Annotated in this window: 25 protein-coding genes and 1 pseudogene; 12 read left to right on the top strand and 14 right to left on the bottom strand. The window is 54.7% G+C overall.

Going from position 1 to position 24,525, the window contains the following annotated elements; translation table 11 throughout:
- The first annotated feature begins 8 nt into the window (after positions 1–8).
- The 4 genes from trpB (at position 9) to yedF (ending at position 3,631) form a co-directional block, all read left to right on the top strand.
- Entirely contained in the window at positions 9–1,202 is a 1,194-nt protein-coding gene (gene trpB, locus AB8804_RS02010) for a tryptophan synthase subunit beta (protein ID WP_371182480.1), read from the top strand.
- On the top strand, positions 1,202–2,011 hold the full coding sequence (gene trpA, locus AB8804_RS02005; protein WP_371182478.1) for a tryptophan synthase subunit alpha: 810 nt from the start codon (positions 1,202–1,204) through the stop codon (positions 2,009–2,011). Before trpB ends, trpA begins: the two co-directional genes overlap by 1 nt.
- 178 nt (positions 2,012–2,189) lie before the next feature.
- Positions 2,190–3,401: a selenium metabolism membrane protein YedE/FdhT gene (yedE, locus tag AB8804_RS02000; protein WP_371182476.1), complete on the top strand. Its 1,212-nt coding sequence runs from the start codon at positions 2,190–2,192 to the stop codon at positions 3,399–3,401.
- Entirely contained in the window at positions 3,398–3,631 is a 234-nt protein-coding gene (yedF, locus tag AB8804_RS01995; protein WP_003856774.1) for a sulfurtransferase-like selenium metabolism protein YedF, read from the top strand. The genes yedE and yedF overlap by 4 nt, the downstream gene beginning before the upstream one ends.
- Positions 3,632–3,675: 44 nt before the next feature.
- Here yedF and AB8804_RS01990 read toward each other — a convergent pair whose 3' ends face one another.
- Together AB8804_RS01990 and ompW are read right to left on the bottom strand one after the other, a co-directional pair.
- Positions 3,676–4,638: a Kdo(2)-lipid IV(A) acyltransferase gene (locus AB8804_RS01990; protein WP_371182468.1), complete on the bottom strand. Its 963-nt coding sequence runs from the start codon at positions 4,636–4,638 to the stop codon at positions 3,676–3,678.
- A gap of 206 nt (positions 4,639–4,844) precedes the next feature.
- Complete coding sequence (ompW, locus tag AB8804_RS01985) at positions 4,845–5,477, bottom strand: outer membrane protein OmpW (protein WP_371182466.1); 633 nt, start codon at positions 5,475–5,477, stop codon at positions 4,845–4,847.
- Positions 5,478–5,717: 240 nt separating this feature from the next.
- Here ompW and AB8804_RS01980 point away from each other — a divergent pair.
- The 4 genes and pseudogenes from AB8804_RS01980 to yciA all read left to right on the top strand — a co-directional run.
- Positions 5,718–5,804, top strand: a pseudogene (locus AB8804_RS01980) (YkgJ family cysteine cluster protein); the annotation flags it as partial.
- 28 nt (positions 5,805–5,832) lie between these two features.
- Positions 5,833–6,576, top strand: coding sequence for a YciC family protein (locus tag AB8804_RS01975; protein ID WP_371182464.1), 744 nt, complete (start codon positions 5,833–5,835; stop codon positions 6,574–6,576).
- Positions 6,577–6,633: 57 nt separating this feature from the next.
- On the top strand, positions 6,634–7,173 hold the full coding sequence (locus tag AB8804_RS01970) for a septation protein A (protein ID WP_371182462.1): 540 nt from the start codon (positions 6,634–6,636) through the stop codon (positions 7,171–7,173).
- Between the two features lie 102 nt (positions 7,174–7,275).
- Complete coding sequence (yciA, locus tag AB8804_RS01965; protein ID WP_371182460.1) at positions 7,276–7,671, top strand: acyl-CoA thioester hydrolase YciA; 396 nt, start codon at positions 7,276–7,278, stop codon at positions 7,669–7,671.
- A 31-nt stretch (positions 7,672–7,702) separates the two neighbouring features.
- Here the strand turns inward: yciA and tonB are convergent, their stop codons facing one another.
- Positions 7,703–8,425, bottom strand: a complete 723-nt coding sequence (gene tonB / locus AB8804_RS01960; protein ID WP_371182458.1) for a TonB system transport protein TonB — start codon at positions 8,423–8,425, stop codon at positions 7,703–7,705.
- Positions 8,426–8,647: 222 nt separating this feature from the next.
- On the opposite strand from tonB, the gene AB8804_RS01955 reads away from it, so the two are divergent.
- Positions 8,648–8,944, top strand: a complete 297-nt coding sequence (locus AB8804_RS01955; protein WP_371182456.1) for a YciI family protein — start codon at positions 8,648–8,650, stop codon at positions 8,942–8,944.
- A 28-nt stretch (positions 8,945–8,972) separates the two neighbouring features.
- On the opposite strand, the gene leuE is transcribed toward AB8804_RS01955, so the two are convergent.
- From leuE to AB8804_RS01940, 3 genes are all read right to left on the bottom strand, one after another.
- Positions 8,973–9,608, bottom strand: coding sequence for a leucine efflux protein LeuE (gene leuE, locus AB8804_RS01950; protein ID WP_112011654.1), 636 nt, complete (start codon positions 9,606–9,608; stop codon positions 8,973–8,975).
- A 64-nt stretch (positions 9,609–9,672) separates the two neighbouring features.
- A complete protein-coding gene (locus AB8804_RS01945) occupies positions 9,673–10,083 on the bottom strand; it encodes an Exc2 family lipoprotein (RefSeq protein ID WP_371182454.1) in 411 nt (136 codons plus the stop codon).
- Positions 10,084–10,217: 134 nt separating this feature from the next.
- The gene (locus AB8804_RS01940) at positions 10,218–10,391 is read right to left on the bottom strand and encodes a YciY family protein (protein WP_371182452.1); all 174 of its coding nucleotides are present in this window, start codon (positions 10,389–10,391) and stop codon (positions 10,218–10,220) included.
- A 143-nt stretch (positions 10,392–10,534) separates the two neighbouring features.
- Between AB8804_RS01940 and cls the strand changes: the two genes are divergently transcribed.
- Positions 10,535–11,995: a cardiolipin synthase gene (gene cls / locus AB8804_RS01935; protein ID WP_371182450.1), complete on the top strand. Its 1,461-nt coding sequence runs from the start codon at positions 10,535–10,537 to the stop codon at positions 11,993–11,995.
- 33 nt (positions 11,996–12,028) lie between these two features.
- Entirely contained in the window at positions 12,029–12,358 is a 330-nt protein-coding gene (locus AB8804_RS01930) for an HI1450 family dsDNA-mimic protein (RefSeq protein ID WP_003856748.1), read from the top strand.
- Between the two features lie 31 nt (positions 12,359–12,389).
- Here AB8804_RS01930 and AB8804_RS01925 read toward each other — a convergent pair whose 3' ends face one another.
- From AB8804_RS01925 to AB8804_RS01895, 7 genes are all read right to left on the bottom strand, one after another.
- The gene (locus AB8804_RS01925) at positions 12,390–13,259 is read right to left on the bottom strand and encodes an ion transporter (protein WP_371182446.1); all 870 of its coding nucleotides are present in this window, start codon (positions 13,257–13,259) and stop codon (positions 12,390–12,392) included.
- A gap of 14 nt (positions 13,260–13,273) precedes the next feature.
- The gene (gene oppF / locus AB8804_RS01920; RefSeq protein ID WP_112011651.1) at positions 13,274–14,278 is read right to left on the bottom strand and encodes a murein tripeptide/oligopeptide ABC transporter ATP-binding protein OppF; all 1,005 of its coding nucleotides are present in this window, start codon (positions 14,276–14,278) and stop codon (positions 13,274–13,276) included.
- Positions 14,275–15,288 (bottom strand): ABC transporter ATP-binding protein, encoded by a 1,014-nt coding sequence (locus tag AB8804_RS01915; protein WP_371182443.1) that lies wholly within the window; start codon positions 15,286–15,288, stop codon positions 14,275–14,277. The genes oppF and AB8804_RS01915 overlap by 4 nt, the downstream gene beginning before the upstream one ends.
- A gap of 11 nt (positions 15,289–15,299) precedes the next feature.
- On the bottom strand, positions 15,300–16,208 hold the full coding sequence (oppC, locus tag AB8804_RS01910; RefSeq protein ID WP_112011649.1) for an oligopeptide ABC transporter permease OppC: 909 nt from the start codon (positions 16,206–16,208) through the stop codon (positions 15,300–15,302).
- Between the two features lie 12 nt (positions 16,209–16,220).
- Positions 16,221–17,141, bottom strand: coding sequence for an oligopeptide ABC transporter permease OppB (oppB, locus tag AB8804_RS01905; protein WP_112011648.1), 921 nt, complete (start codon positions 17,139–17,141; stop codon positions 16,221–16,223).
- 84 nt (positions 17,142–17,225) lie between these two features.
- On the bottom strand, positions 17,226–18,857 hold the full coding sequence (gene oppA / locus AB8804_RS01900) for an oligopeptide ABC transporter substrate-binding protein OppA (RefSeq protein WP_371182439.1): 1,632 nt from the start codon (positions 18,855–18,857) through the stop codon (positions 17,226–17,228).
- 765 nt (positions 18,858–19,622) lie between these two features.
- Positions 19,623–20,270: a YchE family NAAT transporter gene (locus tag AB8804_RS01895; protein WP_371182436.1), complete on the bottom strand. Its 648-nt coding sequence runs from the start codon at positions 20,268–20,270 to the stop codon at positions 19,623–19,625.
- 479 nt (positions 20,271–20,749) lie between these two features.
- On the opposite strand from AB8804_RS01895, the gene adhE reads away from it, so the two are divergent.
- Positions 20,750–23,428, top strand: coding sequence for a bifunctional acetaldehyde-CoA/alcohol dehydrogenase (adhE, locus tag AB8804_RS01890; protein WP_371182433.1), 2,679 nt, complete (start codon positions 20,750–20,752; stop codon positions 23,426–23,428).
- A 66-nt stretch (positions 23,429–23,494) separates the two neighbouring features.
- Here the strand turns inward: adhE and tdk are convergent, their stop codons facing one another.
- Positions 23,495–24,109 (bottom strand): thymidine kinase, encoded by a 615-nt coding sequence (gene tdk / locus AB8804_RS01885; protein ID WP_371182431.1) that lies wholly within the window; start codon positions 24,107–24,109, stop codon positions 23,495–23,497.
- Positions 24,110–24,525: the final 416 nt, after the last annotated feature.

Raw genomic sequence — 24,525 nt, 5'->3', positions numbered from 1 at the left:
AAGAGAAGATGACGACATTACTAAACCCGTATTTTGGCGAGTTCGGCGGGATGTACGTTCCGCAAATACTGATGCCCGCGCTGCGCCAGCTGGAAGAAGCGTTTGTGAGCGCGCAGAAAGATCCGGCGTTCCAGGCTGAATTTACCGACCTGCTGAAAAACTACGCGGGCCGCCCGACGGCGCTGACCAAATGCCGCAACCTGACCGAAGGCACCAACACCACGCTGTACCTCAAGCGTGAAGACCTGCTGCACGGCGGCGCGCACAAAACGAACCAGGTGCTGGGCCAGGCGCTGCTCGCAAAACGCATGGGCAAAACCGAAATCATCGCCGAAACCGGCGCGGGCCAGCACGGCGTGGCCTCGGCGCTGGCGAGCGCCCTGCTCGGCCTGAAGTGCCGCATATACATGGGCGCGAAGGACGTTGAGCGCCAGTCTCCGAACGTCTTCCGCATGCGCCTGATGGGTGCGGAAGTGATCCCGGTACACAGCGGTTCGGCCACGCTGAAGGATGCCTGCAACGAGGCGCTCCGCGACTGGTCCGGCAGCTACGACACCGCGCACTATATGCTCGGTACCGCAGCGGGGCCACATCCGTTCCCGACCATCGTGCGCGAGTTCCAGCGCATGATTGGCGAAGAGACGAAGGCGCAAATTCTCGAAAAAGAGGGGCGTCTTCCGGACGCGGTCATCGCCTGCGTCGGCGGCGGTTCTAACGCCATCGGCATGTTCGCTGACTTCATCGACGACGCCCGCGTGGGGCTGATCGGCGTTGAGCCTGCCGGACACGGCATTGAATCCGGCGAGCACGGCGCGCCGCTGAAGCACGGTCGCGTTGGGATTTACTTCGGCATGAAGTCGCCGATGATGCAGACCGACGAAGGCCAAATCGAGGAATCCTACTCCATTTCCGCCGGGCTGGACTTCCCGTCCGTGGGGCCGCAGCACGCGCACCTGAACAGCATTGGGCGCGCCGAGTATGTCTCGATTACCGATGACGAGGCGCTGGAAGCCTTTAAAACGCTGTCACGCCATGAAGGGATCATCCCGGCGCTGGAGTCCTCGCACGCGCTGGCGCACGCCCTGAAGATGATGAAAGAAAACCCGGAAAAAGAGCAGCTGCTGGTGGTTAACCTTTCCGGTCGCGGTGACAAAGATATCTTCACCGTTCACGATATTTTGAAAGCACGAGGGGAAATCTGATGGAACGCTACGATAACGCATTTGCAGAGCTGAAGGCCCGCCGGGAAGGCGCGTTCGTCCCCTTCGTTACGCTGGGCGATCCGGGCCCGGAGCAGTCGCTGAAAATTATCGACGCCCTGATTGAAGCCGGAGCCGACGCGCTGGAGCTGGGCATTCCGTTCTCCGATCCGCTGGCGGACGGCCCGACCATTCAGAATGCCACCCTGCGCGCGTTTGCCGCGGGCGTGACGCCGACCCAGTGTTTTGAAATGCTGGCGGCGATCCGCCAGAAGCACCCGACGATCCCTATCGGCCTGCTGATGTACGCCAACCTGGTGTTCAACCGCGGCATTGATGAATTTTACGCCGAGTGCGCGCGCGTGGGCGTTGACTCCGTGCTGGTGGCCGACGTGCCGGTTGAAGAGTCTGCCCCGTTCCGCCAGGCGGCCATGCGCCACGGCGTTGCGCCTATTTTTATCTGCCCGCCTAACGCCGACGACGAGCTGCTGCGCCAGATCGCCTCGCACGGCCGCGGGTATACCTACCTGCTTTCGCGCGCCGGGGTCACCGGGGCAGAGAACAAGGCCGCGCTGCCGCTGCATCACCTGGTTGAAAAGCTGGCTGAATATCATGCGGCCCCGCCGCTGCAGGGCTTCGGCATCTCTTCTCCTGAGCAGGTCACCGCGGCGATTGAAGCAAACGCGGCCGGGGCCATTTCCGGCTCCGCGATTGTGAAAATCATCGAGAAAAACGTCGACAGGCCGGAGCAGATGCTGACTGAACTAAAAGCGTTCGTCAGCGCCATGAAGGCCGCAACGCGTAAGGCGTAATCTGATTACCGTCTGGCGCCGCTGCCAGACGGTTCCCCTTCTTCTTTCGCCTGCCCTAAAGGGTTAGTGCAAAATTGATCCCGTCGATATTTTCGGTGTGAATGACTTTTCAAACCTTTCTGTAAGGGTATGATCCGGTTTCCTTTCGGTAACCCCTTCTGAGTTCAGAGGCTTACACATGTCATGGCACCACTTTAAACAGGCTTACCTCGTTAAGTTCTGGTCCCCCGTTCCGGCCGTTATCGCCGCCGGTATTCTCTCCACCTATTATTTCGGCATCACCGGCACCTTCTGGGCCGTTACCGGCGAATTTACCCGCTGGGGCGGACAGCTGCTGCAGCTTGCCGGCGTTCATGCCGAAGAGTGGGGATACTACAAGCTCATTCATCTTGACGGCACGCCGCTAACCCGCATCGACGGGATGATGATTATCGGCATGTTCGGCGGCTGTTTTGCCGCCGCGCTGTGGGCGAATAATGTCAAAATCCGCATGCCGAAAAGCCGGATCCGCATTATGCAGGCCGTTGTCGGCGGCATCATCGCGGGCTTTGGCGCGCGTCTGGCGATGGGCTGTAACCTGGCGGCGTTCTTTACCGGGATCCCGCAGTTTTCCCTGCACGCCTGGTTCTTTGCCGTGGCGACGGCCATTGGCTCATACTTTGGCGCGAAGTTTACGCTTCTGCCGCTGTTCCGCATTCCGGTAAAAATGACCAAAGTGAGCGCCGCCTCTCCGCTCACGCAGAAACCCAATCAGGCGCGCCGTCGCTTTCGCCTCGGCATGCTGGTCTTTTTCGCCATGGTGGCCTGGGCGCTGTGCACCGCGCTGAACCAGCCGAAGCTCGGCCTGGCGATGCTCTTCGGCGTGGGCTTTGGCCTGCTGATTGAGCGGGCGCAAATCTGCTTTACCTCCGCGTTTCGCGATATGTGGATCACCGGGCGCACGATGATGGCGAAAGCGATTATTGCCGGGATGGCGGTGAGCGCCATCGGCATATTCAGCTACGTGCAGCTTGGGGTTGAGCCTAAAATCATGTGGGCGGGCCCCAATGCGGTTATCGGCGGCCTGCTGTTTGGCTTTGGCATCGTGCTGGCCGGGGGCTGCGAAACGGGCTGGATGTACCGCGCCGTAGAGGGCCAGGTGCATTACTGGTGGGTGGGCCTTGGCAACGTGATCGGCTCAACGCTGCTGGCCTACTACTGGGATGACGTATCCCCCGCGCTGGCGACGAGCTGGGATAAGGTTAACCTGCTGAGCACCTTTGGCCCGCTCGGCGGCCTGATTGTGACCTACGCCCTGCTGCTGGCGGCATTTTTACTGGTTGTCGCACAGGAAAAACGCTTCTTCCGCCGCTCAACCCCTCGCGCGGAAACGCAGGAGACTATTGTATGAAAGAGATCGTACCGGACTATCGGCTCGACATGGTCGGCGAACCTTGTCCGTATCCGGCCGTGGCGACGCTCGAAGCGCTGCCGCAGCTGAAGAAAGGCGAAATACTGGAGGTGGTGAGCGACTGCCCGCAGTCCATCAATAACATTCCTCTGGACGCTAAAAACCACGGCTATACGGTGCTGGATATTCAGCAGGATGGGCCAACCATTCGCTATCTTATTCAGAAATAAAAAAACGGGTCGCAATGACCCGTTTTTTCTTTCCGCTGGCGCGCTTAATACACCTCTTCGGTCGAATGGCTAACGCTCCGCTTATCATAAACTGAAGGTTTACCGTCCGGACGCGTTTTAAATCGACGGTGCAGCCACATATATTGCTCCGGCGCGAGACGGATCGCCGCTTCAATGGCCTGATTCATACGATGCGCCACCGTCTCTTTATTTTCGTCATACAGCCGTGGACCGATATCCTCCATAATAATCAGCTCATAGCCCTTTCCGTCCGCGCGACGGCGCGGAACAAACGGTATTACCGCCGGGCGCGCGCTTCTCACCAGCATATAGCTGCCTGCGGTTGTCGCCGTTTCAGGCATATTAAAGAAGGGAACGAAGACGCTATTTTTTGGGCCGTAATCGTGATCGGGCGCGTACCAGACAATTTCATCCTGCTTGAGGGCGCGGATCATGCCCTTCAGGTCGTAACGGTCGAGCATCGTTTTATTGGAGCGCAGGCGTCCGCGGGTTTGCAGCCAGTCGAAAAGCGCGTTGTTATTCGGACGATAAACCCCGACGCCCGGATTGAGCATGCCGAAAATACGCGCCCCGAGCTCCAGAGTAAGAAAATGCATGCCGATCAGCAGAACGCCGTTTTGCGCGGCTCGCGCCTTCTCCATGTGGTCGTAGCCCGTCACCGTGAACCACTTTCTGACCCGTCGGTCCGGCCAGAACCAGGCAATGCCCGTTTCAATAACGCCCATGCCCACGGACTCAAAATTTTTCTTAAGCAGCACCTCGCGCTGTTCTGCAGAAAGCTCGCGGAAGCAAAGTTCTATATTTCTCTGGGCAATGGCAACGCGGCGCGGTAATAGCCTCATGGCTAATTTCCCGAGCGATGATCCGAGCCACAGTAATACCGGATAAGGAAGCAAGACCACGCAACGCAGCAGAAATATGCCCAGCCACAGCGGCCAGTAGCGCGGATGCAAAAATGAGAGTGAGAACGTTGGCAGCCTCGTCATTGAGTTAATTCCCTCCGGTATTGTGGGTTGATGACACGCTCGCTGAAAAAGGGTTATCGCGAAGACAACGATCAATATAGTAATAACTTTATAAGAAACTTCCGTATTGGGTTTGTCTTTTTTTGCCGAATTGGCGGAGGGAGTTTACTGCAAAAAAAAGCCGGTTACCTGGTAACCAGCTTTATATTGATGCGTCGTTTAACCTGTCAGAAACGGTAGCCCGCGGAGAACATAAATACCCATGGGTCCAGACGCGTGCTGATGCTTTGCTGTTCGCCGCCCGCCTTAAAGCGCACGTCGGTGTCAATATCCATATACCAGACGGACATATTCAGCAGCCAGTCGCGGTTAATCAGATAATCCAGACCAACCTGTCCCGCCACGCCCCAGGAATCTTTCAGGCTTAAATCTGAGAGACCTGCCGCTTTGCCCGTGTCGTTGAATTTTTCGTCAAAGAAGGTGGTGTAATTCACCCCTGCGCCCACGTAAGGGCGTGCTTTGCTGTTGGCGTCGCCAAAGTACCACTGCGCCATCAGCGTAGGCGGCAGCTGGTGAACCGTGGCGATATCGCCGGTTGGACCGGTGCCCACACGGTGGCGGAACGGCGTTGCGGCCAGAAGCTCGACGCCGATGTTGTCCGTTGCCATATAGGTGAAGGTTAATCCCAGCTGGGTATTGTTGCTGACGTTAAAGCCCCCTAGCCCCAGCACGTTATCGGACCCTTCCGTTGGACGCACCGTTGCCGAACCCGCACGGATGAAAAATTCACCCGCTTCATGCGCGTACGCGCCGCCAGAGAGACTGCTAAGAACAAGGGCTGCCACCGCTAATTTTTTCATATCCCGCTCCATCGTTGTGGTTTTATTCGCGGGGTGAATATACTCACAATTAAGTAATAAGTGATCCTACACAGATCACATTAAAACCAGTAACTTAACATTCATTGATCTGAGTTAATTTTTGGTGACTCATTCGAAGCGCAAAAGTTGTCTCTATATCAATTTTTGCACCCAATCATCATCAAAATGGGCATAGCGAGATGACGAAAACGGGGTGGCGATTGTTTTTCGAGCAGCCCATTACCGGCGCTTTACAAAGATATGCTTTTCCATACAAGCCTTGATGCTGCCACCGGCGCGATATCCGGTGTACAATTGCCGGCTAATTTACACCTGCAATACTCAAGGAGAGTGCATGTCTATCACGGCGCAGTCTGTCTACCGTGACACGGGAAACTTTTTCCGCAATCAGTTCGTTACGTTTTTACTGATCGCATTGCTATGCGCCTTTATCACGGTGGTGCTGGGTCATGCCTTCTCGCCGAGCGATGAACAGATCGCCAGCCTGAGCCAGGGCGATCATCTGGCAGGAAGCGCGGGGCTGTTCGAGCTGGTGCAGAATATGACGCCGGAACAGCAGCAGATCCTGCTGCGGGCCTCTGCCGCATCGACCTTCTCAGGCCTGATTGGTAACGCCATTCTGGCCGGAGGCGTGCTGCTGATGATCCAGCTCGTCTCCGCCGGGCACCGCGTGAGCGCCCTGCGGGCAATCGGTGCGAGTGCCCCCGTGCTGCCTAAGCTGTTTATCCTCATTTTCTTAACCACCCTGATGGTGCAGATGGGGATCATGCTGGTCGTTGTTCCGGGCGTGCTGCTTGCCATCGTCCTCTCCTTCGCGCCGGTGATGGTTGTGCAGGAGAAAATGGGCATTTTTACCGCGATGCGTAGCAGCATGAGGCTGGCGTGGTCTAATATGCGTCTGGTAGCGCCCGCCGTGATCGGCTGGCTGCTGGCTAAAACCCTTTTGCTGCTGTTTGCCCCGAACTTTGCCGTGCTGACGCCAAACGTTGGAGCTGTGGTCGCAAATACGCTGAGCAACCTGATTTCAGCTGTACTGCTGGTCTACTTGTTCCGCCTGTATATGTTACTTCGTCAGTAATCCTGATGGCCGGATGCGCTGCTGCACCCGGCCCCACTCAGAAGATGGAATCGTAGAATGAAGCAGTTTCTTGATTTTTTGCCCCTCGTTGTCTTCTTTGCTTTTTACAAGCTGTACGACATTTATGCCGCGACAACGGCGCTGATCGTCGCCACGGCGATCGTGTTGATTTACAGCTGGGTGCGCTACCGTAAAGTCGAAAAGATGGCGCTGATTACCTTTGTCCTCGTTGCCGTCTTTGGCGGGCTGACGCTCTTTTTCCACAACGATGAATTTATCAAATGGAAAGTGACCGTGATTTACGGCCTGTTTGCCGGTGCGTTGCTGATTAGCCAGTGGGTGATGAAAAAGCCGCTGATCCAGCGCATGCTGGGCAAAGAGCTGACCCTGCCGCAGGTCGTATGGTCCCGTCTGAACGTCGCCTGGGCGGTGTTTTTCATTCTCTGCGGCCTCGCCAATATCTACATTGCGTTTTGGCTGCCGCAAAATATCTGGGTTAACTTCAAGGTCTTTGGCCTAACGGCCCTGACGCTGATCTTTACGCTCCTGAGCGGTGTCTATATTTACCGACACATGCCGCAGGACGACAAGCACTGATAATATTCACCGCAGCGTGCTCCCGGTGCGCTGCGGTCTATTCTCTCCGGTCGAAAATCATAGTAGCATCCCGCCTGAAGTCTTTCTTTACGAGTTAAATCAATGACAACAAATAACGCCCCTCAGGGCGAACTGGTTTTACGCACGCTGGCAATGCCCGCCGACACCAATGCCAACGGCGATATTTTTGGCGGCTGGCTGATGTCGCAGATGGATATGGGCGGTGCGATTCTGGCAAAAGAGATTGCTCATGGGCGCGTTGTAACCGTGAGAGTGGACGGCATGACGTTCCTGCGCCCCGTAGCCGTTGGGGATGTCGTTTGCTGCTACGCGCGCTGCGTGAAGCGCGGCAATACGTCGATTTCCATCAATATCGAAGTGTGGGTGAAAAAGGTCTCTTCTGAGCCGATTGGTCAACGCTACAAGGCCACCGAGGCGCTGTTTATCTACGTTGCGGTAGACGGCGAAGGCAAGCCCCGCGCGCTGCCTCAGGCCTGAAAAAAAAGCCTCCGTTACGGAGGCTTTTTGTTTATTCCATCTGTGCCCCGCCGTTCATGCGGAACACGATATTCACCACCAGCCCTCTTCCCGGCTTGCCTGGCTCATATCGCCACTTGCGCATCGCCGCTTTCACGTCGCGTTCGAACATGTTCGACGGCTGCGCGGAGACAATCTCAACGTTATCCACCCGCCCGTCCGGCGTGACGTCAAACTTCACGCGAACGCGCCCTTCAATGCGAAGCGCTTGGGCACGCGCGGGATACTGCGGCTGGTTACGGCTCAGCGCGCGCGGGCCAGCCGGTGCGGAGACGACGGGCTTCGACGTGGCAGGCGTACTGTTCATTACCGGACGAGACGGCGCGGTGCTTTCGGTCGTCTGCGTGGCGCGAGGCTCAACCGGGCGCTCTTCGCGTTTCGGACGCTCCTCCACCTTTTTCACCGGTTTTGGCGTCGGCTTCGGTTTAGGCTTGGGTTCCGGCTTGTGGATCACCACAGGTGCTTCCTTCGGAGGCTCGGGGATCGGCTCGGGTTCTGGCTCCGGCTCAGCAACGGGCTGAGGCGGCGGCGGTGCAACCTGCGGCGGCTCAAGATCCGCCGGTGAAACCATGGTCACCGAAATCGGCTGCGAGGGCGCTGGCATTTCAATAACCTGATGAACCGAGGTATAGAGCAGACCCGCCACCACGGCACCGTGAATAACGACGGAAAGCAGCGTCGGCCAGGGAAAGCGGCGAGGTAAATCAAGGGTCATCGAAGTCATCATCATCAACGTTAAAAAAACCGAACTGTGATTTTAAATGCAAATAGCAATCATATTCAATAAGACACTTTGTTCTGGCGCAATTTAAGCGCGTAAGCGGGCAAAAAAGTCGCACTCAGATCGGTGTTTTAACATTGATTTTATCTTTACATTGCAGACCAGAGTGCTTTCACATAACGTAATTGCCACTTTTACTGGTTAAGGAGTTTCTCCGTGCTTTATGTCATTTACGCTGAGGATACAGCAGATTCCCTGGAAAAACGTCTCTCCGTCCGTCCGGCCCACCTGGCGCGCCTGCAGCTGCTGCAGGATGAGGGCAGATTGCTTACCGCAGGTCCAATGCCAGCGGTCGACAGCAACGACCCCGGCGCGGCGGGATTCTCCGGTTCAACGGTGATTGCGGAGTTTGAATCACTGGAAGCGGCAAACGCCTGGGCAGAAGCCGATCCGTACGTGGCGGCAGGCGTTTACGAGAAGGTGACGGTAAGGCCGTACAAGAAAGTGTTTTGATGAAAAAGGCTCCCTCCGGAGCCTTTTCTCAGTGCAGCGACGCAAGGCGCGCCGCGAATCCTACAAACAGCAGTCCTATCAGTCCGTTACCCAGCTTAGCCAGTTTCTTTTTGGTTTTGAGGTAGCGGGTCACGAATGCGCCGGAGAAGATCAGGAAGCTCATATACATAAAGCTGATCAGCTCAAGCGTGGTGGCGAGGATCAGGAACGAGGTTCCCGTATTTGCTGCGTTCACGTCGATGAACTGTACGAAGAACGAGACGTAAAACAGGATCGCTTTCGGGTTGGTCAGGCTGAGCACCAGCGAGCGTTTCATGATCATGCTTGCCGGTTCTGCGCCGCTTTCATGCGCCGCATTCTGACGGGTCACCACCGACCAGAGCATTTTCCCGCCCAGCCACAGCAGATAAAACGCGCCGAGATAGCGAACGATGTTAAACAACACCGGCGTCGTCTGAATCAGCGCCGCCACGCCGGCCCACGCCAGAAACATCAGCACCGCGTCGCCAATAAAAACGCCCGTTGCAGCGAGATACCCTTTTTTGACGCCGTGGCCAATCCCTGTTTTCAGTACAAACAAGGTGTTTGGTCCTGGAACCAGCACGATAAAAAATGCGCCGACAACATACGTCCAGAAATTCAATACGCCAAACTCCGCAAACACCGCTCTCTCCTTTTAAAATACAAAGGGAATATCACGTTAGCGGCAATATTCCCAGACTGTGCGGCTATTGTACGCCGTTATAGCCGTCAAGATAAGTCGCCGCCAGCGCGTTGCCAAATAAAATGGCGTCTTTTGGCTCCATACTCGTCGACCATTTATCGTTCGCATTGCCCGTAAAGGCGTGGTCGGTACTCGCCTCGGTTTTCAGCTGATCGCGTATGCTTTGCGCATATTCATTGGCTTCTGCCGCCGTCCGCCCGGCCGCGCGGTCCGCTTTCCCATGGTCGTAAAGCTCACGGAACTGCGGAACATTCAGTCGATAATTCTGCGCCACGCTTGACGCATAATTCCCGCCAACGAAGCTGGATTTATGCGATACAAAATAATATGCGTGTCTTTCCGGTGACGTTTTGCTGTTAGCACATCCGTTTAATAAGGCGATCCCTAGCAGGACGACCCTCCATTTTCCCTTCATTGCCATTCCCTCGAACGTGAGTCATTCTTTTCCAGACAGGAAGCGACAGTATATCGCGGGGATAAAAAGGGAGAGACTGCGAAATTTGATAGTCCTGAAAAACGATGGGCACCTTAACGGTGCCCTCATGGTGCTCAGATTTCCTGGGAGATGAACAGCAACGCGTTGCGGTGTCGGTTCAGTCCACATTTTCTGATGGCGTGAATACGCATATTGCGGCGGGATTGTGCTTCCAGCCAGCGGGCCTTGCGACGACTGACCTGTCGCAACATGCGCCAGCGCCCTACTTCTGTTCTACTGCGCTTCATGTTTACAACTCATCCTCTAACGGAAACGCCATTATAAACCCAACCCTGCGGCAAACCAGCGCTTTTATCTGCCGTTTTTATTTGCCAGATGAATCCTTATGCGTACACTCATAACAATACGCTTTCAAAAGGATTTTTTACCTATGACAACCTTCTACACCGTGGTGAGTTGGCTGGTCATTCTGGGATACTGGCTATTAATCGCGGGGGTGACGCTGCGCATCCTGATGAAGCGCCGAGCCGTCCCTTCCGCCATGGCCTGGCTGTTGATCATCTATATTCTGCCGCTGGTCGGCATCATCGCCTACCTCTCATTCGGTGAACTCCACCTCGGCAAGCGCCGCGCCGAGCGGGCGCGCGCTATGTGGCCCTCGACGGCAAAGTGGCTTAACGATCTGAAGGCCTGCAAACACATCTTCGCGGAAGAGAATAGCAGCGTGGCGTCCTCGCTGTTCCAGCTCTGCGAGCGCCGCCAGGGCATTGCCGGCGTGAAGGGCAACCAGCTGCAGTTGATGACCACCTCCGACGACGTGATGCAGGCGCTGATCCGCGATATCCAGCTGGCGCGGCATAACATTGAGATGGTCTTCTATATCTGGCAGCCGGGCGGCATGGCCGACCAGGTGGCCGAATCGCTGATGGCCGCCGCGCGCCGCGGCATCCACTGCCGCCTGATGCTGGACTCCGCCGGAAGCGTCGCGTTTTTCCGCAGCCCCTGGGCGGGGATGATGCGCAATGCGGGCATTGAGGTGGTTGAAGCGCTTAAGGTTAACCTGTTCCGCGTGTTCCTGCGCCGCATGGATCTTCGCCAGCACCGCAAGATGGTCCTGATCGATAACTACATTGCCTACACGGGCAGCATGAACATGGTCGATCCGCGCTTCTTTAAGCAGGACTCCGGCGTTGGGCAGTGGATCGACCTGATGGCCCGCATGGAGGGCCCGGTTGCGACTTCAATGGGCGTGGTGTATTCCTGCGACTGGGAGATTGAAACCGGCAAGCGTATTCTGCCTCCGCCGCCGGACGGGAATATCATGCCGTTTGAAGAAGCCAGCGGACACACTATCCACACCATCGCCTCCGGTCCCGGCTTCCCGGAGGACCTGATTCACCAGGCGCTGCTGACCGCAACCTATGCGGCGCGTGAATACCTTATCATGACCACCCCCTACTTTGTGCCGAGCGACGACCTGCTGCATGCCATTTGCACCGCCGCGCAGCGCGGCGTAGACGTGAGCATCATCATGCCGCGTAAAAACGACTCGCTGCTTGTGGGCTGGGCAAGCCGGGCCTTCTTCAGCGAGCTGCTGGCCGCGGGCGTGAAGATTTACCAGTTTGAAGGCGGGCTGCTGCACACCAAGAGCGTGCTGGTGGACGGAGAGCTGAGCCTGGTGGGGACGGTCAACCTGGATATGCGCAGCCTGTGGCTCAATTTTGAGATTACGCTGGTGATCGACGACGCCGGGTTTGGCGGTGATTTAGCCGCCGTCCAGGACGACTATATCTCCCGCTCTCGCCTGCTTGATGCCCGCCTGTGGGTGAAACGTCCGCTGTGGCAGCGAATTGCCGAACGACTGTTTTACTTCTTTAGTCCGTTGCTGTAAAACGTGCCCAACGATGTTAAACAGGGTGTCATCATGGAAATGGATCTGAACAATCGCCTGACCGAGGACGAAACGCTCGAGCAGGCTTACGACATTTTTCTCGAACTGGCGGTAGATAACCTCGATCCCGCGGACGTGATTCTCTTTAACCTGCAGTTTGAAGAACGCGGCGGCGCCGAGCTGTTCGATCCGGCGGAAGACTGGGCCGAGCACGTCGACTTCGACCTCAACCCGGACTTCTTCGCGGAAGTGGTTATCGGCCTGGCCGACGAGGACGGCGGCGAAATTAACGACATCTTCGCCCGCGTGCTGCTGTGCCGCGAGAAAGACCACAAGCTGTGCCATATTCTCTGGCGCGAATAATAAAAAAGGCTGCTGACGCAGCCTTTTTTATTTATTCAGGAAGTTCATTTCCGCAGCGGTTGCAGAACCGCGCGTCGTGCTCGTGATTGCCCTGATCGCACTTAGGGCATTTCCGCTGCTGCCTGCGGCTCTGAAACGCGCTGCTCATGTGCGTGGTAATCAGTCCGGTCGGGATGGCAATTACCGAATAGCCGATCAGTATAAGCACCGATGCCACTATTCGCCCAAGCGGCGTGTGCGGCGTAATATCGCCATAGCCCACCGTTGTGACGGTGACGATCGCCCAGTAAACGGACGCGTTTAGGGTGGTGAAACCGTATTTGGGCCCCTCAATCAAATACATCAGCGAGCCGAATACAATCATCACGATGGCGATGAAAGCATAAAAGAGAATCAGCTGGTGACGCGCGCTCTTTATCGCCACCCAGAATACCCGCAGCGATGGCATAAAGCGCAGCAGCTTCAGGATGCGTAATACGCGAATAACGCGCATCGCCCGCCAGGCAAAAACATAGCTCAGGCTGATTTCAGGCCACAGCCACATGACGTACAGCGGCAGAATAGTGGTGAGATCGATAAATCCCCAAAAGCTAAACACATACTTTTTTGGATCGGGCCAGCAAATCACCCGCAGAACGTATTCCGCCGTAAATACCAGGGTGACGATCAGCTCCAGCCAGACAAATATGTGCCATTCGTCAAAGGTCAGGTGATATTGCGTCCCGGCACCGGACTCCACAAAAATGATCGCGACGCTCAGCAGCGCAAATAGCCCGCATAGCCCCTCGAAGCGGCGGCCCGAGACGGTTTCAGGATCAAATAATAAGTGATATAGCCGTCGGCGAACCGACGTGAATAATCGCGACACATTGACCTCGCAAATAATAAGGGCTGACGTCATGTCAGCCCTTGCGATTATAACGGGTCTACTTTAAGGCAGGAAACCGCATGTCGGAAACTGCCCTCAAGCACCGGTCGCGTTTGCGCGCATTCCGGCCCGGCCATCGGGCAGCGCGTGCGGAACACGCATCCCGACGGCGGGTTGATGGGGGACGGCAGCTCCCCTTCCAGCAGCTGGATCGTTTTGTTCTTCTCCAGATCCGGGTCCGGAATCGGCACTGCCGACATCAGCGCTTTCGTATACGGGTGCAGCGGGTTGTGGTACACCTCGTCGTAGGTGCCCAGCTCCACCGCATGGCCCAGATACATCACCAGAACGCGGTCCGAAATATGCTTAACCACCGCCAGATCGTGGGCAATAAAAATTAACGACAGCCCCATTTCACGCTGGAGTTTCTGCAGCAGGTTGACCACCTGCGCCTGAATCGACACGTCAAGCGCGGAAACCGGCTCGTCGCAGATAATCAGCTTAGGCTCCAGGATCAGCGCGCGGGCAATGCCGATACGCTGGCACTGGCCGCCGGAGAACTCGTGCGGATAGCGGTTGATCAGGTTAGGCAGCAGCCCGACCTTCATCATCATCGCCTTCACGCGGTCGCGCACCTCCTGGCGGGACATCTTCGGATGGTAGGTCCGCAGCGGCTCGGCGATGATCTCGCCGATGGTCATGCGCGGGTTAAGCGACGCCAGCGGGTCCTGGAAAATCATCTGGATGTCGCTGCGCACGGCGCGCCACTCGTCCGGCTTCATGCCCAGCAGATCTTTACCCAGCCACGCCACGCGGCCGTCGGTGGCTTTCACCAGGCCGATAATCGCACGCGCAAACGTTGATTTACCGCAGCCTGATTCGCCCACCACGCCCAGCGTTTCCCCTTCGTACAGACGCAGCGTCACGCCATCGACCGCCTTCAGGGTTTTTGATGGCTGCCAGAACCACTGCTTGCCGTCTTTAATATCGAAATGCACTTTGAGATCGGCAATTTCGAGCAGTACGTTTCTTTTTTCATCAACCGCGTTCATACCAGCTCCTCCTGCGGCTTAAAGCAGGCGCGCAGACGGCCTGGTGCAAATGGCTCCAGCGGCGGTGCGCTGTTGCAAATTTCCATCGCGTGCGGGCAGCGCGGCTGGAACGGACAGCCTTTCGGCAGACGCAGCAGGTTTGGCGGGTTGCCCGGAATGGTCAGCAGCGAATCCCCTTCCGCATCAAGGCGCGGCACGGCATTCAGCAGACCAATCGAATACGGGTGCGCAGGCTGGTAGAACACATCGCGCGCGTTGCCGTACTCCATGGTGCGCCCGGCGTACATCACCAGCACCTTGTCACAAATCCCGGCGACAACGCCCAGGTCGTGGGTGATCATGATAATGGCGGTGTTGAACTCGCGCTTAAGCTCGTTCAGCAGGGTCATGATCTGCGCCTGAACGGTCACGTCCAGCGCGGTAGTGGGTTCATCCGCAATCAGCAGCTTTGGCCGACACAGAAGCGCCATCGCAATCATCACGCGCTGGCGCATGCCGCCGGAAAACTCGTGCGGATACATGCGCATGCGCTTGCGCGCTTCAGGCATTTTCACCGCATCCAGCATTCTGACTGACTCTTCGAAAGCCTCGGCTTTGCCCATCCCTTTATGCAGCATCAGCACTTCCATCAGCTGTTCGCCGACGCGCATGTACGGGTTCAGGGAGGTCATCGGATCCTGGAAAATCATCGAGATCTGCTCGGCGCGAAGCTTGTTCAGCTCATGCTCCGGCAGGTTGAGGATCTCTCTGCCGTTAAAGGTGGCCGAACCGCCGATGCGCCCGTTTTGCGCCAGCAGCCCCATGAGCGCAAACGCGGTTTGCGATTTGCCGGAGCCAGATTCCCCTACGATCCCCAGCGTTTCACCGGCGCGCAGGTTGAAGTTGAGATCGTTAACCGCCGTCACGTCGCCGTCGGGCGTGTTGAAGGTGACGCGGAGGTCTTTAACATCCAGCAAAACGTTGTTCTGCTGCTGCGCCACGGGCGCAGGTGCCGTTTCAATAATCGTCATGACGGCGCTCCTTAGCGGTCTTTCGGGTCGAGGGCATCACGCAGGCCATCGCCGATAAAGTTGAAACAAAACAGGGTCACGACCAGGAAGCCCGCCGGATAGAGCAGCAGCCACGGCGAGACCTCCATCGAGTTTGCGCCGTCGCTCAGCAATGCGCCCCAGCTGCTTAGCGGCTCCTGGGTGCCCAGCCCGAGGAAGCTCAGGAAGGATTCAAACAGGATCATGCTTGGCACCAGCAGCGAGGCATACACCACCACCACGCCGAGCACGTTCGGCACAATGTGGCGCACCACGATATTGCCCGTGGAGACACCGCCAACCTGCGCGGCTTCGATAAACTCCTTGCGCTTAAGGCTCAGCGTCTGGCCGCGCACGATACGCGCCATATCAAGCCACGACACCATCCCGATAGCGACGAAAATCAGCAAAATGTTTTGCCCGAAGAAGGTCACAAGCAGGATGACGAAGAACATGAACGGGAAGGAGTTTAAGATCTCCAGTATGCGCATCATCACGGAATCCACCTTGCCGCCCAGATAGCCCGAAAGCGATCCGTAGAGCGTGCCCAGCACCACCGCCACCAGCGCCGCGGCAATACCGACCATCAGCGAAATGCGACCACCAATCGCCACGCGGACCAACAGGTCGCGGCCGGATGAGTCGGTACCGAAGTAGTGTCCGGATTCCATATCCGGGGCGCTCGACATCATGCCCCAGTCGGTATCGAAATAGCTGAACTGCGACAGCATGGGTGCCAGCGTCACGAACAGCGCGATAATGACCAGCACGATCAGGCTGGCGACGGCCGCGCGGTTATGCATGAAGCGACGGCGGGCGTCCTGCCAGAGGCTACGCCCTTCCACTTCCAGTTTTTCACTGAAGTTTTCCAGCGCCTCGCTGTTTTTCTTACTCAACATCATGGCGTGCTCCAGTTAGTAACGGATTTTCGGGTCGATCACGGCGTACAGCACATCGACAACGGCGTTAAAGAGAATGGTCAGCGCGCCCACGAGGATCGTCAGGCTCAGCACCAGCGAATAGTCGCGGTTCAGCGCCCCGTTCACAAACAGCTGCCCAATGCCCGGCAGACCGTAAATGGTTTCGATCACCATTGAGCCGGTGATGATGCCGACGAAGGCAGGCCCCATATAGGACAAGACCGGCAGCAGCGCGGGCTTCAGGGCGTGGCGGAAAATAATCCTGCGCATCGGCAGGCCTTTCGCACGCGCGGTGCGGATAAAGTTTGAGTGTAAAACCTCAATCATCGAGCCGCGGGTAATTCGCGCAATGCTCGCAATATATGCCAGCGACAGGGCCACCATCGGCAGGATCATAAATTTCAGCGCCCCGCCGTTCCAGCCGCCGCCGGGCAGCCACTTTAGCGTGATAGCGAATATCATGACCAGCAGCGGCGCGACAACAAAGCTGGGTATGACGACCCCGGTCATTGCCACCCCCATCACCGCGTAATCCCATTTGGTATTTTGATTTAGCGCAGCGATTACCCCCGCAGTGACCCCGAGAACCACAGCGAGAATAAATGCTGCCGCGCCTAATTTGGCCGATACCGGGAAGCTCGACGCCACCAGATCGTTCACGGAATAATCTTTGTACTTAAACGATGGACCAAAGTCGCCGTGCGCCAGCTGCTTCAGATAGTTGAAGTACTGGGTGGTGATCGGATCGTTTAAATGGTATTTCGCTTCGATGTTGGCCATCACTTCAGGCGGCAGCGTGCGCTCACCGGTGAAGGGGCTTCCCGGCGCAAGGCGCATCATAAAGAAGGAAATCGTGATGAGAATAAAGAGTGTTGGAATCGCTTCAAGACAGCGACGAAAGATAAATTTTAACATTGCCCGTACCTTCTGGCGTGTGCCTATATGATGTGACGATGGTTAGACACCGTGGGGCGAGATCACCCGCCCCACTCATTGCCATTAATGCTTGATAATATATAAGTTTTTAACAGAAATATTATCCATCGGGTCTTTACCGGTATATCCCCCTACCCACGGCTTCACCAGACGGGCGTTGACGTAGTAGTAAACCGGAACGATAGCCGAATCTTTATCAAGCTGTACTTCTGACTTCGCATACAGATCGGCGCGCTGCGCGTCGTCCGTGGTTTTCAGCGTATCGGCGATCAGCTTGTCAAACGCCGGGCTCTTATAGTGCGCCGTGTTGTTAGAGCTGTCGCTCAGCATGGTGTTCAGGAAGGAAGTCGGTTCGTTATAGTCCGCACACCAGCCCGCACGCGCAACGTCGAAGGTGCCCTGATGGCGCGTGTCGAGGAAGGTTTTCCACTCCTGGTTCTCCAGCTTAACGTTGACGCCCAGGTTTTTCTTCCAGATTGACGCCACGGCAATCGCCAGCTTTTTATGCAGATCGGAGGTGTTATACAGCAGGCTAAACGTCAGCGGTTTGTCCGCGGTATACCCGGCTTCGGCCAGCAGCTTTTTCGCCTCTTCGTTGCGTTTTTCCTGCGTCCAGCCGAACCACTCCGGTTTATCCAGCTTCATGCCGTCGGTATAAGGTGGGGTGTAGCTGTATGCCGGCAGATCGCCCTGGTTTTTCACCTTATTAACGATGATATCGCGGTCCAGAGCCAGCTTCAGCGCGGTACGCACGCGCACGTCGGTGAACGGTGCCTTCTGGTTGTTGATTTCGTAGTAGTAGGTGCAGAGGTATGGGTCTACGTGCACTTCTTTCGGGATCTCTTTTTTGAGCTTCTGGAACAGTTCAATCGGCATATTGTTATAGGTCATGTCGATTTCGCCGCTGCGGTAGCGGTTAACGTCCGTAACTTCGGAAGAGATTGGCAGATAGGTCACCTGGTTGATGACGGTTTTCGCGTTATCCCAGTACTGCGGGTTGCGCTCCAGCACCATGCGCTCGTTGACGACCCAGTCCTTCAGCTTGTACGCGCCGTTGGTAACGATATTGGCCGGCTGGGTCCACTTCTCGCCGAATTTTTCGATGACAGATTTTGGAACCGGAGAAACGGATGGGTGTACCAGCAGCTTATAGAAGTACGGAACGGGCTCGCTCAACGTGACTTCAAAGGTATTCGCATCAATCGCTTTAACGCCCAGATCGGTAACCGGTTTTTTACCGGTGATGATGTCGTCGATGTTGGCGATGTGGCCATACTGGAGATAGCTCGCATACGGAGAGGCGGTATTTGGGTTCGCCAGACGCTGCCAGCTATAGACAAAATCTTCTGCGGTAACAGGCGTTCCGTCGGACCATTTCGCATCTTTGCGCAGATGGAAAGTCCACACTTTAAAATCTTTATTTTCCCACTTTTCCGCCACGCCTGGCGCCGGGTGGCCGTCTACGTCAGTTACCAGCAGACCTTCAAACAGATCGCGGTTCACGTTAGATTCCGGCACGCCTTCAATCTTGTGCGGGTCAAGAGACTGCACTTCTGCCCCGTTATTACGCACCAGCGTTTGCTTCTCTGCCAGCTGAACCCCTGCCGGGACGTCTGCAGCCATTGCAACGTTGCCCGCGATTAGCGCACTTAAAATACCCGCCGCTACCAGGCTTTTTTTTGTGATGATGGTCATTGTGTTGATACTCCACTCATTATAATTACCGGCCTTCGCCAGCTGTGTATTCCCCTGTCGGGGCCTGTGCAGCGCAGGAGATTTTTTTGCTGCCGCCAGGTTCTTTTTACTGCCTGCTATCACCGACTTTTTTATTACTGACCGCTCGTACGGGGCCTTGCGTCGATTCGTTCCGCGCCCCCTGTCGAAGCGCGATGTTGAGAGATGAGAAATATTCCTATGATAATTATTCTCATCTACTTGTTTAATGCCGCAAAATATAAGGCCGGAAAGTACCAAATGGCGCTGGCTCCCGCCAATACATTTTGCAAATTTGTTAAGCAATTCTCTTTTACAACGAGAGATTCTTCTTGAGGGCAGCCTTGCCGGGCATTGAATATCCTTTGAAAAGTATGATATTCAATGAGATAGAGAGAAAATGCTCTACGCGCGCGTCGCTGCGCTATCACCAACCAGTTTTGTACAAAAGTTTAACAATTGATTATTATTTAGCACATTCCTCTGGGGGAATCTTGAATTTACTAATAACATTTCGGTTATCGCGCAGCAAGCCCCAGAGTATGGTGTGAGTAAAATAACAGTGTGATTGAATGGTTTATGCGCAGGGCGAAGAGAGTCAGTCAAATAAGCGGATGAAATTTAATGGAAATTCATTATTAGCAGAATTTATTATACCGGGTGCGCTATTCAACTTTATTTATATGATTTGCTGATAATGACGTAAAAAAAACGGAGCCAGGGGCTCCGCTCTTTCATATGAAATCGTTAATGCAGAAGACCGGGGAAAATACTTTTGATCCCGGTCACAATAAATTCGATACCCAGCGCCATCAGTAATAACCCCATGATGCGGGTTATGACGTTAATGCCCGTTTGTCCCAGTAGACGAACGAGCCAGGGTGCCATGCGGAACACCCCCCAGCAGCAGAGCGCAAAAAGCGCGATCGCCACGGAGAAGCCAATCAGGTGCGCCCAGTTGTGATAACGCGTGCCCCATACGATGGTGGAACTGATTGCCCCGGGACCTGCCATCAGCGGCAGAGCCAGCGGCACAACACCGATGCTTTCGCGGATCGCCGTTTCTGATTTTTCCTGTTTGTTCTGCTTATCCTCCCCCAGCTTGCCGCTGATCATCGACATCGCGATGGTGACGACCAGAATCCCGCCCGCGATGCGGAACGAATCAATCGAGATGCCGAACACCTGAAGGATCGCGTCTCCCAGATAAAGTGACGTCAGCAGGATGATTGCCACCGACAGGTTTGCCGTCAGGTTGGTTTTGTTTCTTGCGGCGGCGGTCTGATAGCTGGTCATACTAATGAAGACAGGGATAATCCCCACCGGGTTTACCAACGCAAACAAACCGATAAAAAACTTAAAATATGTAGGAAAATCAAAGAGCGTTTGGATCACATGTAGCTCCGCTAATGAGCATGGCCAGGGTCAAGAAAGGTATCATGATAAAACCGTGCTGAAGATACGCTTTTTATCCGTACACTTCATCTGATATCTGCACCAAAACGGTGTCAATTCATCATGTTAAACATATGTAGAATCAATGATAGCGACACTTCCAATAGTTTCGTAATTATTTAACACTGGATAAATCTCAAAGAAATAACCTTGCTGAAAGGTATCAGCTTGGTTATAAATTGACGTAGATCACGATTTCGGTACTCAGAAGTGAGTAATCTTGGTTACGCCGCCAGGGAGATCACCTATCAATAAGGTATGATGCTAGGGTAAGGCTCTTTTAGTAAATTAGTGCTTAGGAGCAGTAAGTAACCCTTTGTTTTACTGTGGGTTACGCAAGTAGCAAGCGCGCTGACTATACTGTCTTCGTGTTGAACGCTGGTTTACTAAAAGAGTTTAAACATTATCAGGAGAGCATTATGGCTGTTACCAATATCGCTGAACTGAACGCACTCGTAGAGCGCGTGAAAAAAGCCCAGCGTGAATATGCCAACTTCACCCAAGAACAGGTTGATAAAATCTTCCGCGCGGCCGCTCTGGCTGCTGCAGATGCTCGAATCCCTCTCGCTAAAATGGCCGTTGCCGAATCTGGCATGGGTATCGTTGAAGATAAAGTGATCAAAAACCACTTTGCTTCAGAGTATATCTACAACGCTTATAAAGATGAGAAAACCTGCGGCGTACTGTCTGAAGATGATACCTTCGGCACTATCACCATCGCAGAACCGATCGGCATCATTTGCGGTATCGTACCAACCACCAACCCAACGTCTACCGCTATCTTCAAATCCCTTATTAGCCTGAAGACCCGCAACGCAATCATCTTCTCCCCGCATCCACGTGCAAAAGACGCGACCAACAAAGCCGCTGACATTGTTCTGCAGGCAGCTATTGCCGCCGGTGCGCCGAAAGATCTGATTGGCTGGATCGACCAGCCTTCCGTTGAGCTGTCCAATGCGTTGATGCATCACCCAGACATTAACCTGATCCTCGCGACCGGTGGTCCAGGCATGGTAAAAGCTGCATACAGCTCCGGTAAGCCAGCCATCGGCGTAGGCGCAGGTAACACCCCTGTTGTTATCGATGAAACCGCTGACATTAAACGCGCTGTTGCGTCTGTTCTGATGTCCAAAACCTTCGACAACGGCGTTATCTGTGCGTCTGAGCAGTCTGTTGTGGTTGTTGACTCCGTATACGACGCCGTTCGCGAACGTTTCGCCAGCCACGGCGGCTACCTGCTGCAGGGCAAAGAGCTGAAGGCCGTTCAGGACATTATCCTGAAAAATGGCGCGCTGAACGCGGCTATCGTAGGCCAGCCAGCGTACAAAATCGCTGAACTCGCGGGCTTCACCGTACCTGCTACCACCAAGATTCTGATTGGTGAAGTGAAGGTTGTTGACGAAAGCGAGCCGTTCGCTCACGAAAAACTGTCCCCTACTCTGGCTATGTACCGTGCGAAAGATTTCGAAGATGCGGTAGAAAAAGCAGAGAAACTGGTGGCGATGGGCGGTATCGGCCACACCTCTTGCCTCTACACTGACCAGGACAACCAGCCAGAACGCGTGGCTCACTTCGGTCAGATGATGAAAACGGCACGTATTCTGATTAACACCCCAGCGTCTCAGGGTGGTATCGGCGACCTGTATAACTTCAAACTCGCACCTTCCCTGACTCTGGGTTGTGGTTCCTGGGGTGGTAACTCCATCTCTGAAAACGTTGGTCCAAAACACCTGATCAACAAGAAAACCGTTGCTAAGCGAGCTGAAAACATGTTGTGGCACAAACTTCCGAAATCTATCTACTTCCGCCGCGGCTCCCTGCCAATCGCGCTGGATGAAGTGATTACTGATGGCCACAAACGTGCGCTCATCGTGACTGACCGTTTCCTGTTTAACAACGGCTATGCAGACCAGATCACCTCTGTGCTGAAAGCGTCTGGCGTTGAAACAGAAGTGTTCTTCGAAGTTGAAGCTGACCCAACCCTGAGCGTCGTTCGCAAAGGTGCCGAGCTGGCAAACTCCTTCAAACCAGATGTGATTATCGCACTGGGCGGTGGTTCCCCAATGGACGCCGCGAAAATCATGTGGGTTATGTACGAGCATCCAGAAACTCACTTCGAAGAGCTGGCGCTGCGCTTTATGGACATCCGTAAACGTATCTACAAGTTCCCGAAAATGGGCGTAAAAGCGAAAATGATCGCCGTTACCACCACTTCCGGTACCGGTTCAGAAGTGACGCCGTTTGCGGTTGTGACTGACGATGCAACAGGTCAGAAATACCCGCTGGCTGACTACGCGTTAACCCCAGACATGGCTATCGTTGATGCCAACCTGGTTATGGAAATGCCTAAGTCACTGTGTGCCTTTGGTGGTCTGGATGCCGTGACCCACGCGCTGGAAGCTTACGTTTCAGTACTGGCATCTGAGTTCTCCGACGGTCAGGCTCTGCAGGCGTTGAAACTGCTGAAAGAAAACCTGCCAGCGTCCTATAACGAAGGGGCTAAAAACCCTGTAGCGCGTGAGCGTGTACACAGTGCAGCAACCATCGCCGGTATCGCGTTTGCGAACGCCTTCCTGGGTGTTTGCCACTCAATGGCGCACAAGCTGGGTTCTCAGTTCCACATCCCTCACGGTCTGGCGAACGCCCTGCTGATCAGCAACGTTATCCGTTATAACGCTAACGACAACCCAACCAAGCAGACTGCTTTCAGCCAGTATGACCGCCCTCAGGCGCGTCGTCGCTACGCTGAAATCGCAGATCATCTGGGTCTGAGCGCTCCGGGCGACCGTACTGCTGCGAAGATTGAGAAACTGCTGGCCTGGCTGGAAAGCCTGAAAGCGGAACTGGGTATTCCTAAATCTATCCGTGAAGCGGGCGTTCAGGAAGCCGACTTCCTCGCTCACGTAGATAAACTGTCTGAAGATGCATTCGATGACCAGTGTACCGGTGCGAACCCGCGCTACCCGCTGATCGCCGAGCTGAAACAGATTCTGCTGGATACCTACTACGGACGTGAGTTCACAGAAAGCGATGCTGTCGCAGCGAAAGTAGACGTTCCCGTTGTTAAAGCTGACAAGAAAGCGAAGAAAAACGCTTAATTGATGGCCAAATAATAAAACCCGCCAATGGCGGGTTTTTTATTACCTGAAAATCACTGAGTGGAATTATTTCTGGTTCTCGTTCTGTAGCGCCGCCAGCGAGCCTACAACCAGCGCTTCCTTATAATGTTTACGACAGACCGAGACGTAGCGATCATTGCCTCCTATCACCACCTGCTCGCCATCAGCGTAGGGTTTGCCTGACTGATCCAGACGAAGCACCATGCTCGCCTTGCGACCGCAAAAACATATTGTTTTAAGTTCGACCAGCTTATCTGACCATGCCAGGAGATATTGGCTTCCGGCAAATAACTCCCCTCTAAAATCCGTGCGTAAACCATAGCAAAGAACGGGAATATCCAGCTCATCAACCACCTCGGAAAGCGCGTGGACCTGCTCACGCGTCAGGAACTGGCTTTCATCAACCAGAACGCAGTTAATGGCCTTAGAGGCGTGTTCAGCACGAATATCCTGCAGAAGGTCGGTTGTGGGATTAAACAGTCTTGCAGGAGACGAGAGGCCGATTCTCGAACTTACCTTGCCTGCACCATAGCGGTCGTCAATCTCAGCGGTGTAAACAACGGTGCGCATGCCTCTTTCCTGATAATTGTAGGAAGACTGCAGTAACGCCGTGGATTTCCCTGCATTCATTGCTGAATAGTAGAAATAAAGTTGTGCCATTGGCATAAAACCCTAATCAAAGTGTAATAATCCCGATGAGTCATTGTACCATGTTTTGCTCGTTTTTAAGCGACGCGGCGCGCGTACGAGCACATTGCGAAGCGCGAACCACCATCACAAACTGTTGAAAATAATGCGTTAAAACAGGCATTAACGTAATAACGAGAGCCAATAAGCAAAGCGCTAAATCCGGGATAACACTTCTTTTTATACTGGAATCAATGTTCATTAAAATTCACTATTTATTAACCCGTCAAGACATCACTACGCTTTACCGGAGTAATACAAAAGGCTGATATTTGTCCGCTGTAACTATAATTCCTGCGTGAAACGTCACAAAACAAACATGTAGCCCCTTGTCTTAGCCGTTTGCTGGATATCCCAGGGTCCCGATAAACACCAAAATTTAAGTTAGC

It is taken from the genome of Enterobacter sp. KBR-315C3_2022 (assembly GCF_041399425.1).
Lineage (GTDB): Bacteria > Pseudomonadota > Gammaproteobacteria > Enterobacterales > Enterobacteriaceae > Enterobacter.
This window is presented reverse-complemented; position numbering and strand designations above follow the sequence as displayed.

Bases quoted from the DNA above. Each gene is read 5' to 3' on its own strand.
- trpB (WP_371182480.1), top strand. From the start codon at position 9: ATGACGACATTACTAAACCCGTATTTTGGCGAGTTCGGCGGGATGTAC.
- trpA (WP_371182478.1), top strand. From the start codon at position 1,202: ATGGAACGCTACGATAACGCATTTGCAGAGCTGAAGGCCCGCCGGGAA.
- yedE (WP_371182476.1), top strand. From the start codon at position 2,190: ATGTCATGGCACCACTTTAAACAGGCTTACCTCGTTAAGTTCTGGTCC.
- yedF (WP_003856774.1), top strand. From the start codon at position 3,398: ATGAAAGAGATCGTACCGGACTATCGGCTCGACATGGTCGGCGAACCT.
- AB8804_RS01990 (WP_371182468.1), bottom strand. From the start codon at position 4,638: ATGACGAGGCTGCCAACGTTCTCACTCTCATTTTTGCATCCGCGCTAC.
- ompW (WP_371182466.1), bottom strand. From the start codon at position 5,477: ATGAAAAAATTAGCGGTGGCAGCCCTTGTTCTTAGCAGTCTCTCTGGC.
- AB8804_RS01975 (WP_371182464.1), top strand. From the start codon at position 5,833: ATGTCTATCACGGCGCAGTCTGTCTACCGTGACACGGGAAACTTTTTC.
- AB8804_RS01970 (WP_371182462.1), top strand. From the start codon at position 6,634: ATGAAGCAGTTTCTTGATTTTTTGCCCCTCGTTGTCTTCTTTGCTTTT.
- yciA (WP_371182460.1), top strand. From the start codon at position 7,276: ATGACAACAAATAACGCCCCTCAGGGCGAACTGGTTTTACGCACGCTG.
- tonB (WP_371182458.1), bottom strand. From the start codon at position 8,425: ATGACCCTTGATTTACCTCGCCGCTTTCCCTGGCCGACGCTGCTTTCC.
- AB8804_RS01945 (WP_371182454.1), bottom strand. From the start codon at position 10,083: ATGAAGGGAAAATGGAGGGTCGTCCTGCTAGGGATCGCCTTATTAAAC.
- AB8804_RS01940 (WP_371182452.1), bottom strand. From the start codon at position 10,391: ATGAAGCGCAGTAGAACAGAAGTAGGGCGCTGGCGCATGTTGCGACAG.
- cls (WP_371182450.1), top strand. From the start codon at position 10,535: ATGACAACCTTCTACACCGTGGTGAGTTGGCTGGTCATTCTGGGATAC.
- AB8804_RS01930 (WP_003856748.1), top strand. From the start codon at position 12,029: ATGGAAATGGATCTGAACAATCGCCTGACCGAGGACGAAACGCTCGAG.
- AB8804_RS01925 (WP_371182446.1), bottom strand. From the start codon at position 13,259: ATGACGTCAGCCCTTATTATTTGCGAGGTCAATGTGTCGCGATTATTC.
- oppF (WP_112011651.1), bottom strand. From the start codon at position 14,278: ATGAACGCGGTTGATGAAAAAAGAAACGTACTGCTCGAAATTGCCGAT.
- AB8804_RS01915 (WP_371182443.1), bottom strand. From the start codon at position 15,288: ATGACGATTATTGAAACGGCACCTGCGCCCGTGGCGCAGCAGCAGAAC.
- oppC (WP_112011649.1), bottom strand. From the start codon at position 16,208: ATGATGTTGAGTAAGAAAAACAGCGAGGCGCTGGAAAACTTCAGTGAA.
- oppB (WP_112011648.1), bottom strand. From the start codon at position 17,141: ATGTTAAAATTTATCTTTCGTCGCTGTCTTGAAGCGATTCCAACACTC.
- oppA (WP_371182439.1), bottom strand. From the start codon at position 18,857: ATGACCATCATCACAAAAAAAAGCCTGGTAGCGGCGGGTATTTTAAGT.
- adhE (WP_371182433.1), top strand. From the start codon at position 20,750: ATGGCTGTTACCAATATCGCTGAACTGAACGCACTCGTAGAGCGCGTG.
- tdk (WP_371182431.1), bottom strand. From the start codon at position 24,109: ATGGCACAACTTTATTTCTACTATTCAGCAATGAATGCAGGGAAATCC.